At 61.5% G+C, this 10,584-nt stretch carries 9 protein-coding genes; 7 read left to right on the forward strand and 2 right to left on the reverse strand.

Features of this window, described 5'->3' with window-relative positions; genetic code table 11:
* Positions 1 to 929 (reverse strand): MFS transporter (locus tag AC1DIM_RS19315; protein ID WP_477712098.1); only part of this gene is annotated, 929 nt, incomplete at its 3' end.
* A gap of 85 nt (positions 930 to 1,014) precedes the next feature.
* Here AC1DIM_RS19315 and AC1DIM_RS19320 point away from each other — a divergent pair.
* From AC1DIM_RS19320 to AC1DIM_RS19340, 5 genes are all read left to right on the forward strand, one after another.
* Positions 1,015 to 1,530 (forward strand): MarR family winged helix-turn-helix transcriptional regulator, encoded by a 516-nt coding sequence (locus AC1DIM_RS19320; protein WP_477712099.1) that lies wholly within the window; start codon positions 1,015 to 1,017, stop codon positions 1,528 to 1,530.
* A 476-nt stretch (positions 1,531 to 2,006) separates the two neighbouring features.
* The gene (locus AC1DIM_RS19325; RefSeq protein ID WP_477712100.1) at positions 2,007 to 2,768 is read left to right on the forward strand and encodes an SDR family oxidoreductase; all 762 of its coding nucleotides are present in this window, start codon (positions 2,007 to 2,009) and stop codon (positions 2,766 to 2,768) included.
* Positions 2,768 to 4,117 carry an MFS transporter gene (locus AC1DIM_RS19330; RefSeq protein WP_477712101.1) on the forward strand — a complete coding sequence of 450 codons (1,350 nt, stop codon included), beginning with the start codon at positions 2,768 to 2,770 and terminating at the stop codon, positions 4,115 to 4,117. The genes AC1DIM_RS19325 and AC1DIM_RS19330 overlap by 1 nt, the downstream gene beginning before the upstream one ends.
* A gap of 1 nt (position 4,118) precedes the next feature.
* Positions 4,119 to 5,066, forward strand: coding sequence for a 3-hydroxyacyl-CoA dehydrogenase NAD-binding domain-containing protein (locus AC1DIM_RS19335; RefSeq protein WP_477712102.1), 948 nt, complete (start codon positions 4,119 to 4,121; stop codon positions 5,064 to 5,066).
* Between the two features lie 269 nt (positions 5,067 to 5,335).
* Positions 5,336 to 6,229, forward strand: a complete 894-nt coding sequence (locus AC1DIM_RS19340) for a hypothetical protein (protein WP_477712103.1) — start codon at positions 5,336 to 5,338, stop codon at positions 6,227 to 6,229.
* Between the two features lie 1,015 nt (positions 6,230 to 7,244).
* Here the strand turns inward: AC1DIM_RS19340 and AC1DIM_RS19345 are convergent.
* Positions 7,245 to 7,769 carry a hypothetical protein gene (locus AC1DIM_RS19345; RefSeq protein ID WP_477712104.1) on the reverse strand — a complete coding sequence of 175 codons (525 nt, stop codon included), beginning with the start codon at positions 7,767 to 7,769 and terminating at the stop codon, positions 7,245 to 7,247.
* A 222-nt stretch (positions 7,770 to 7,991) separates the two neighbouring features.
* On the opposite strand from AC1DIM_RS19345, the gene AC1DIM_RS19350 reads away from it, so the two are divergent.
* Positions 7,992 to 8,912 (forward strand): TIR domain-containing protein, encoded by a 921-nt coding sequence (locus tag AC1DIM_RS19350; protein WP_477712105.1) that lies wholly within the window; start codon positions 7,992 to 7,994, stop codon positions 8,910 to 8,912.
* A 451-nt stretch (positions 8,913 to 9,363) separates the two neighbouring features.
* Positions 9,364 to 10,332, forward strand: a complete 969-nt coding sequence (locus tag AC1DIM_RS19355; protein ID WP_477712106.1) for a hypothetical protein — start codon at positions 9,364 to 9,366, stop codon at positions 10,330 to 10,332.
* The last annotated feature ends 252 nt before the right edge of the window (positions 10,333 to 10,584 follow it).

Raw genomic sequence — 10,584 nt, forward strand, 5'->3', positions numbered from 1 at the left:
AGCCAGGGCGTGTTCCCGGTCAGCTGCGAGGCCGCGACGTGGGTGGCGGCGAAGACGATGAGGATGCCTGCGAGGACGCGGGTGGGGGAGAACCGGTGGGTCAGGCGGGGTGCGATGACAACGCTGGTCAGGGCCAGGCCGATGCCGAAACCGGTCATGACCAGGCCGATGCCGACCGCGGACATGCCCAGCGGGTAGGGGACGTAGGCGAGGGTGACAAAGAAGGATGAGTTGTAGAAGAACGCCACGATACTCAGCACGAGGATGGACGGGGTGGCGAGGGCCTTGAACGGTGCTGCCACATGGCTCTTCTCTGCCGGCTTGCCGGAGCCCCGGACGAAGATCAGGAGTGCCACGAACCCGATGGCCAGCAGCGTGGCGGTGCCCCAGAACGGGACCATCCAGGAAATATCGCCGAGCAGGCCGCCTACCAGGGGGCCGATGGCCAGGCCAAGGCCCAGGGCTGCTTCGTAGAGGATCACAGCCTGTCCTGCGGTTCCGCCGCTGGCCGAGATGATGGAGGCCAGCGCGGTGGAGAGAAACATGGCATTGCCCAGTCCCCAGAGGGCCCGGAAGGCGATGATCCCCCCGATGTCCTGCGAGAGTGCGCAGCCAATGGCCGCGACGGCGATGACACCGAGGCCGATCATCATGGTGCTGCGCGTTCCGATGCGCGAGGAGAGCCAGCTCGTGAAGAACATGACCACTGCCGTGACCACCAGGTAACTGGTGAAGAGGAACGAGGTCTGCGTCGGTGTGGCGTTCATGGCTTTGGAGATCGTCGGCAGGATGGGTCCCACCAGGCCAATGCCCATAAAGGTCACCATGGATGCGAAGGCTACCGCCCACACCGCCGGAGGCTGGCGGAACAGGGAGGATTTCACCGCCCCGACTTCCGTCGATGCGTTGCCGTTCGTGGGTAGGGCCATGGGAGCTCTCCAATCAAAAGGATGGGTTACCTCAATAGTACACCTGTAAACTACTGATAAATTACATGTGGTCTACAATGGAGGAGTGGCTACTTCCGAACAGCAGAACACTGACTTCATCACCCGGCTCAGAGCAAGCTGGAAGGAGGCGATGCCGCATGTTGACACGACGCCCATGGAGACGTTGGGACGCATGAACCGCATCAGTTCCCAATCGATTCAGCTGCTGGACCAAATCCTTGCGCCCAGCGGCGTTTCCCGGTCGGAGTTTGACGTTCTGTGCGCTCTGGCCCGGAGCGATCGGCCCTTGCGCGCCAATGAGGTGACCGCGCAGACCATGCTGAGCGGCGCGGCAACCACCAAGCTGACGGCGCGTCTGGAAAAAACCGGGCTCATCAAGCGCGAACGCCTTGAGCGGGACGGGCGCGGCATTTTGCTGAAGCTGACTGAGGCCGGCAGAACACTCGTCGAGACCCAGTTTCCCCGCTGCCTGGAGGGCGACCGGCAACTCTTGCACGGGCTGAGTGACGACGAGCAAGCCATGCTCGCCGCTCTGCTTCGGAAGGTCTCCGACAATGCGGCACGCGCTCTTACCGCGTAGAGGCAACGTTCCTATGGTCTAGAGCTCCAGCGACCCGGCCGACCCTTGGCGACGCAAATCACATGCGTGTCGAACACTCCGTCTCCATCGCAGCCGTTGCACGCAGGCCTATTCTGGGGACCACGCTGCTGCGGGCACTGCAGACTCCACGGAGGCTGACGGGATCTGGACCCATTCAGGCCGGCATGGTTCCCAAAAATGACGACAGCCTCAAAGTTCACCCTGGCCAACAGCTACACCGTCGTCGGCGGAGGCGGCACCATCGCCCGGCAACCCGGCAATCCGGCATCCTTTCGTCCGGAGGAACCCGGCCCGCGAAAGCCGGAAAATGTGAGACCACCCACATTGGTTGACTTTTCAACTATTAAGAGTAAAACTAAATGCATATGCATCTAAATGCGTAGATTTGGGAACACCGACGAGCCGGCATCAGCCCACCCGCCTCTGTCCCTCCCCTGAAACATATGGAGAAGACAATGTCACAACGCGTCCTCATCACCGCCGGAGCCAATGGGATCGGGCTGGCCACCGCCAAGGCCTTCGCTGCCGCCGGCGCCCGGGTCCATATCGCCGACATCAACGCGGACGCCGTCAGCGCGGTCACCGGCGAATTCGAGAACATCACAGGATCGGTCACGGACGTCAGCAACCCCGACGCCGTCACAGCCCTTTTTGAAGACGTCAAGAACGTGCATGGCGGCCTGGATGTGCTGGTCAACAACGCGGGCATCGCCGGCCCGACCGCCCCGGTGGAGGAGTACGACGCAGGCGCTTTCGCCGCCGTGATAGGCGTGAACCTGCAGGGGACGTTCAACGTGACCCAGCAGGCGATCCCGCTACTGAAGGAATCCGACGCCGCCTCGATCGTGACCATGTCTTCCTTGGCTGGCCGCTTCGGCTACCCGAACCGCGTCGGCTACTCCACCACCAAGTGGGGCCTGGTGGGCTTCGCGAAGACCCTCGCCATGGAACTGGGACCGTTCGGCATCACCTCGAACACCATCCACCCGGGCGCCGTGGACGGCCCCCGCATCATGAGCGTCTTCGAAGGCCGCGCCTCTGTCTCCGGCCGCACCGTCCAGGAGGAAATCGACTCCGCGATGGCCAACCAGTCGGTGAAGAAGTTCATCAACCCGGACGACATTGCCGCCCTGATCCTCTTCCTCGCCGGCCCGCACGCCCGGACCATTTCCGGCCAGATGTTCCCCATCGACGCCGATTCGAAAGCCGCCGTCTAATGAGCACCCGACACATCGCCGCACAGGCACAGGCACAGTCACAGTCACAATCGCCGGCCGCTGCCAGCCCCGCCGGGACAAACGGCCCCGCCGCTCCCGGCGCCGCGCCGGCGGGCAGTCTCTGGCGTGGCCGCGTGGTGCTCATTGTGGGCATTGTGCTCCTGGCCATCACCTTGCGGCACGCCGTCACCGGGCTGTCCCCTCTGCTGCCGGTGGTCCGGGAAGAACTGGGCCTAGACATCGCCGCCGCCAGCTTCCTGGGTATGCTCCCCACCCTGAGCTTCGGCGTCGCCGGTTTCCTGGCTCCCGTCCTGATCCGCAGGAGCGGGGCCGAGCTCACGGCGGCCCTGGCCATGGTGCTCGCTGCCGTCGGCACGTTCAGCCGCGCCTTCACGGACAGCGTCCCGCTGTTCTTCGTTCTCAGCGTTGTTGCCCTGTTTGGCATGGGCTTCGGCAACGTCGTGGGCGCCCCGCTGGTCAAGAAGTACTTCCCGGACCGCCAGGCACCCATGCTCACCGTCTTCGCACTGCTCATGCAGGCAGGTGCGACGCTGCCGGCCATGACCGCCGTGCCGCTGGCCAACGCCGGCGGGTGGCAGCTGTCCCTCGCGTCCTGGTCGGTCCTGTCCCTGGCCGCGGCCGCGCCCTGGGTGATCCAACTGGTCCGCATGCGTCGGGCAACGGTTGCCGCCAACAGCAACTCTGCCGCAACTGCGGCAACGCCGGTGAAGAAACTCGGCCTCGCCCAGCTCATCACCAGCCGCATCGCCGTGGGCACCGCCCTCTTCTACGCCATTGCATCGTTCAACACGTACGGGATGCTCGCCTGGCTGCCTACCATTCTCAAAGACAGCGGCCTGGCCCTCGGTGACGCCGCCCTCGCGTTTTCCGCCTTCACGTTCATGACGCTGCCCATGGCCTTTATCACCCCGATCCTGGCAACCCGGCTCAAAAGGGTCTTCCCCCTGGCCCTCGTATTGAGCCTGGTGGCTCCCGTGGGCTACCTGGGCCTGATCCTCGCCCCCGGCAACGCCCTGGTCTGGGCCGTCATCATGGGTCTTGGCGGCGGGGCCTTCCCTCTGGCCATCACCATGTTCAACAAGCGCACCCGCACCGCGGCAGGCTCTGCCGCCATTGCTGGTTTCGCCATGGGAATGGGCTACCTCATCGGAACCCTGGGACCGCTCACCGGCGGTGCACTGTTCTCCGCAACCGGAAGCTGGGTTCCGGCCCTGATCGTCTTCGCCCTCACCAGCCTGCTGATGCTCGCCGGCGGCTGGATGATGACACCCAAGGACCGTTACCTCGAAGACAAATTCACCCCGCATGGTGCAAAGGAAGGAAACTGACATGACTGAGCTCCGATCAAACCAAAAGATCGCCGTCGTCGGCACCGGTGTCATCGGTGCCAGCTGGGCAGCCTACTTCCTGGCCCAGGGATTCACCGTTGCGGCCACCGATCCCGCTGAAGGTGCCGAGGGTCGGCTGCGCGACTGGGTTGACAGCTTCTGGCCCGCCTTGGAGACGCTCGGGCTCGCCGAGGGCGCATCCCGGGACAACCTGAGCTTCAGCACCGATGTAGCCGATGCCGTGGCAGGCGCGGTGTTCATCCAGGAAAACGGACCCGAGCGGCTGGAGATCAAGCGGGCCATCCTCGCCGGGATCGAGGCCGCGGCTCCGGCCGATGCCATCATCGCAACATCCTCGTCGGGGCTGCTGATCAGCGAGGCGCAGGACGGCGCCAAGCACCCTGAGCGGATCGTCCTCGGCCACCCGTTCAACCCGCCGCACCTGATCCCCCTGGTTGAGGTCCTCGGCGGCAAGCAGACGAGCGAAGAGAACGTGCAAAAGGCGCTCGACTTCTACACCAGTGTTGGCAAGCGGCCCATCCGGATCAACAAGGAAGTCAAGGGTCACGTGGCCAACCGCCTGCAGGTGGCCCTCTGGCGCGAGGCTTTCTCACTCGTCGAAAACGGGGTCGTATCAGTCGCCGACATCGACACCGCGATCTCACAGGGACCCGGACTCCGCTGGGCGTTGCTGGGTCCCTTCCTGAACCTGCACGCTTCCGGGGGCGAGGGCGGCATCACGCATGTGCTGGAGCACATCGGGCCTGCCCAGCGCGAATGGGCCCGCGACCTCGGCGAGTATCCGGAAACCGACGACTACATCGGGGTCATGGCTGCCGGCGTCGACGAGGAACTGGAGGGGTACGACTTCGCCGAGACCCTCCGCACCCGCGACCGGCTCCTCATCGATCTAATCGGAGCCAAGAAGCAGGCACCCCAACTGCCATAACCAACCAAAGCCCTGGCTTTTACGTTCAGCTGAAGGGGACGGTGTAGAGGACCGGCCGAGGCGAAGGCCGTATGTCGTCGCTGAAAAGACGCCCGGACGCCCGCTGTGGGCTGAGCTCTGGGAGGGCTTTAGGTTCAGCCCAAACAGACCCGGCGACGTGCCCGGGCGTGGCAGGTGTAAGTTGTAAAGGGACCGACTCACGCACCGATGCACCGGCAATTTTCCCCCAAAAACGGGAACAGTCCGGGCCCGGAATTTAGGAGGCACAGGTGACACAACTGCTCTCCCTGGCATGGCAGCCAGGTAAGGTCGTGCTGGTGAATCTGCCCGACGGTGACTACCGCGTCCTGGTTGAGGACGCGGGAAACCACCCGGATGGAATCGCGTTCGACGGAACAACTGTCTACTGGACTACCATGGGTGCGGGCGAACCAGCGGACAATCCCGAAGGCGCCGACTACTCGGCCAAGAATGGCGGCCTGCACGCAGTCGAGCTGGATGGCACCAATCGCCGCGAGATTATTCCCCAGGGCCACACGACCACCGGCAAGCAGCTCGTGGTGGACACGAAGGGCAATCTGTACTGGGGAAACCGCGAGGGCTTCAGCGTGGCCACCGTCCGCACCGATGGGTCGGGACTGCGTGACCTTGTAAGGCGCGACGGATCCCAGGCGCAGCGGGACTGGATTGTGGGCGTGGCCATCGATGAAGAGAACGGTTACCTCTACTGGTCACAGAAAGGCTCCTACGAGGGCGGTGACGGGTGTATTTTCCGGGCCAGTCTCGAGATACCCGCAGGCCAGACCGCGGATAACCGCACGGACATCGAGACCCTATGGGAGGGCCTGCCAGCACCGATCGACCTCGATCTGATGGACGGGCGCCTGTTCTGGACCGACCGCGGACACCAACCCGGCGGGAACTCACTGAACCGCGCCGCGGTCCCTGCCCCTGGCGAGAAAGGCGAGGCACCAGAGATCTTGGCCGACGGGTTTGAGGAGGCCATCGGCCTGGCTGTCAACGCGCGGGAGCATGTGGCCTATGTCTCCGACCTCTCCGGAACGATATGGGTCATCCCGGCACCACAGAATAATGAGGTGAAGCGGCACTCGCTGGTCTCCCCGGGCATCCCGCTGACGGGACTATCGCTCGTCGAGAGCTGAGGGTTTCGTGCCATAGGCCGCGGAGGCCATGAGAGTTTACCTGGAGAGCGTCGCCGACGTCATCCGATCAACGAATACTTAGTGCTGAGCCGAATAAAGCCGGTTCCACCGTTGACCTCAATGGCTTTCGGGCGGGAAGTAAAGCACGGAAGCGCCGCTGATGGATTCGGTTTGGTTGCACGGCGACGCCGAACACCCGCGGTCCCCGCGGAGGTGACTCTCCACGACCCGGCCTGACGTGCTTCTACCAATTCTGACACCCTTGAGTCTGGGGAAAAATGCTGCCAACGATGACAAGGAAACAGCCCCAGCCCCTGTCCGTTGTCACTGTAGTTGTCAGTCGCGACGTGGGAACTGACAGGTTGGATGAGAGAAATCTGGCCGATTCTTTCTCATCCGTGTTGTCAGTTCCGTAAAGTCAGTGACGGGCGCGCGCCGTGGTTTGGCGAGGGCATTAGGCCGAAGCACCGCACGCATCCACGCTGACAACTTAACTGAGAATCGTCCAGAATCCGTACACTGACACGTTGAATGCGAAATGTCTGCTTCCATCTAACTTGACGCAGGTTCCTGCCCCTGGCGCGGGTGCGACAACTGTAGTGGAACCGGACGTCATGGAATTGTTCATTTCAGTTGTCGCACGGCAACGAATCGTGTCGTTGGTTACCGGGGTCAGGGCGGCGGGTGGCAGCCTGCCAGACCTGCCTGACCTGCGTCTGTTCACCCCACAGACTCGAATATGCGTCAACTGTAATGACGCGGGCATCAGAATGCGTCAAGAAGAATGACCGTGCGTCAACTTAGATGGAAAAGGACACGAAAACTGACATCTGGAATGAGAACGGACAGCCCCTTCCGCAGGCACTCCCCCGGCGCAATTTCGAACGCCGATAATGGACCTTTCGTAAAGCTGGCCCGGGCCCGACAACACCGTGCTTGCTGGGAGCGGCCGGAACTGGTGGCCACTTTGATCCGTCCATGGTCGGAGCCAATTCAGGGTTATCCACGCCTGGAACTAGGCCAAGTTGGTTGATGGATAGTCTTCGTCGCTTCGCCATTGGTCGTAGCGGACGACGACCAGAGGCTTCCTGCGATTTCCAACCAACCAACGACCAAGATGGGCTTGGGYCTGCTCAACGTAGGTGTAGCCGATGTCCCACCAATGTGTGTCGAAGGTCCTCATCTCCAAGTCTTCAATACGAGGGTCTGCCGCTATCGATGCCGGCGGCCCAAAGCAGTTGGCCATTGCGTGGCGAACGCTCATCCGCAGATGTTTCACTCCCGTCGGAAGCAGTTGCTCCCAACGCCGACACGTTCGTTCGAAATCGAGTATGACTCTACTGATTTCCCCCTTGGCTGGAAGCCTTGCGTCGGCGTGTTCCAGGACTGCCAGGACTCCTTCCAGGGCTTCCCTGACATGTTCCAACGCACGCTGTTGAGCCTCTTCAGAGACACGACGGCGCTGAAGTATTTCGCCGCGTACAAGCGCGACTGCAGACAATGCCAGCGCCATGGCCGCGATAGTTGTTTGCATATCCATAGGCCAGACCCTAGTCCACGAGAATCCGTCGACCGGCCTCCGCACGCGGCTCCTTTGCTTCTGCGGAGCTTCGGTGTCCGTCATGGCGCCCCACTGGGCTAAATGGTGGTCTGGCCGCGTTCCGCATGTTGGGCTGAACCGACCCTCATCTGTCGGGACCGTGCGRTGAAGTCGTCCAGCTTCGATATTCTGGCAACTAAAGTCTTAGGGAAGTTGGGGAAGATGGACAGGGCCACCAAGCTCACGACAGTGCGATTTGTTCGTGACGAACTGCAAAGGTTGGATTGGGAAGATCAGGCCCTACATCTAGCGACGTTCGGGTTTTCGACACCAGAGCACATGACCGTTCAGGACTGCTTATTGGAAGGTGAAGAGACGGGGCTCCAGGAACTGGCTTCCTATCTGCGCGGTGAGCAGGACGAAGCTGACCTCGTCGCCGGAGCAAGCGCCCAGCAGCCCGTTCCTCTGAAGGTTTTCGCATCGCATCTCGCGGCTCACCGTGGCGTCGTGAGCACCTACGCCGCGGAGTTCCAGAAGTACGGCATCGAGCTGTTCGTGGCCCACGACTCCATCGAGCCAGACGCAGTCTGGGCGGACGAGATTGTGCTGAGTCTTCGTACAGCAAATTGCGGAATCGTGTTCCTTCACGACGGGTTCAATGCCAGCGGATGGTGTGACCAGGAAGTGGGCTGGCTGCTAGGGCGCGGAATACCTGTTCCAGTGCTCAAGTTCGGAGCCACCGCACCATATGGTCCACTCGGCTTCAAGCAAGCCATCAATGTGGCCGGACGCTACCACGAGCCGGTGGTTGCCGAGACCCTTACTGTCCTGCGGAATAGTCCTGCGATTGCTCCCAATCTCATTGAGTCCCTAGTCGTCGGACTGGAGCGCTCACCAAACTTCCACACCACCGACCTGATTTGGATGCAGCTACAGACCTACCGAGAGCTGACGACGGAGCAGACGGAGCGGGTACTGCAGGCTGCCACCGGGAACACCCAGGTTCGGAACGCCTCCTGCCCTGGCGACGCCATGGGGCGGACTTACCCTTTGATCCTTCAAGAGTTCGTGGAATCTCAGGCGAGCTACAGTGTTCCGATGGCGGAAGCACGTCCTTGGGTGCCGGGGCAGCCGCCGTTTTAGGCGCTATGAGTTGCGCTCCCACAGCCGGGCTCCTTGCCCACCAGCGGATCATGGAAAATCCTCCAAGCGACGAGGTGCTTACGCAGTTACTGCAGCTGCCTCTCCGGCCGACCTACTCCGTCCGGGCGCACTCTAGCTCTCGTGAGTGCAACCGACGTCATGAGTGCGCGACTGGAGAGTCGGTCCTTTGTACCGCAGGCACCAGCGGCTTAGATTCACAGTTCAGCCCAAACGTTGTCCTGCCCCAGCTGGTGCCGTTGTCGTCACGGCGCACGCCCAGCGGCGGCTACTCGTTCACGCTCCCGCCTGATTGAAAACCGAGCAGCACGGGTCCACCACCGCCTCGAACGACTGGACTACTCGCTACCCTTATTACCGGCGAGGACGTGTATCGGAAAGCGAGCTTGCTTAGAGCTAGGTCTGAACCGGCCGAACCTGAAAGGACACCCGGATGGCGATATCGACTTTGTCCCGAAAATTGCTTTGGGGCCGCGCTGCGAGCCATTGTGCGATGCCCTCATGCCGTAGAACGCTTGCACACCAGTCCGGCCTCAACGGCGACGCCGTTCTGATAGGCGAGGAGGCCCACATTGTTGCTAAGAGCCCCGATGGACCCCGCGGCGAATCCCCTTTGTCGCCGGAGCAGCGTGACGAATACAGCAATCTCATACTGCTCTGTCCGACTGACCACGCACTAATAGACAAGGCCCCGGAGGACTTCTCCGTTGGCTTCCTGCTGGATATGAAGGCGAAGCACGAGGCATGGGTGAAAGGTACTCTCGGGGCCGCATCCAATCCCGCCGACGAAAAGTGGGCAGCCTTGGTCGATGACCTGACGGCCCGGTTGAGCTTAGATACATGGCACAAGGATGTGAGTGCCGTACTTAGCGGCGGGGAAGCAAGCATGTCCGTCTCAACCGAAGAACGATTGCGTGCCTGCTTGCATTGGATTGCCACACGGCCTTGGCCGAAAGGGCATGACGACCTTCGACAATTGATCGAAACGATCGGTCACCTCATAAATGAGCTACTGAGTACCTTTTCCCAACACTCGGATCGGGACCGCCTTGGGGCCCGTCTCCGCTTCAAAGCCTTCTACAAAATACCCGTTTGGGACGAGGATCTGTATGCGTCACTTCTCAGTGAATACAAAGAATGTCGCCAATATCTCGCTGATCTTGTCCTTGAGTTGACCCGCTACGTGAACTTGTTCAGTGATGTAGTCAGGGACGAGCTCGATCCTGAGTTCAGGGATGAAGAGGGCTACGCAACACTCATTATCGAAGGTGACATCCTTCGTTTCGATACCTACGTCCCTCGGTTCACGCAGGAAGAGGCATCTGTGATTAGTAAGTCACTGAATCCGTTTCAAGACTTCGCCAAACACCGATCTGCGCGAGCTCCTCGCTTCTCATGGTAGGCATACGTTGTGACAAATTGACTTGGTCTAGCTCAGGACGTGTTGGCTATGGAACTACGACTCCGGCAGGGGAGAGGTTCACTCCGGTTTGGCGTGGCGCAGGTGGTTGGGTCCCCAGGTAGAAGTCCAGTGTTTGTGTGAGTTTCGTGTCCGAGAATGGACACAGGAGGAAATTCACGAATCATGGCACGCAGACACACCCCCGAGCAGGTCATCGCCAAGGTCCGACAGGGCCAGAAGATGCTCAATGAG

The organism is Pseudarthrobacter sp. 01T43 (assembly GCF_056398665.1).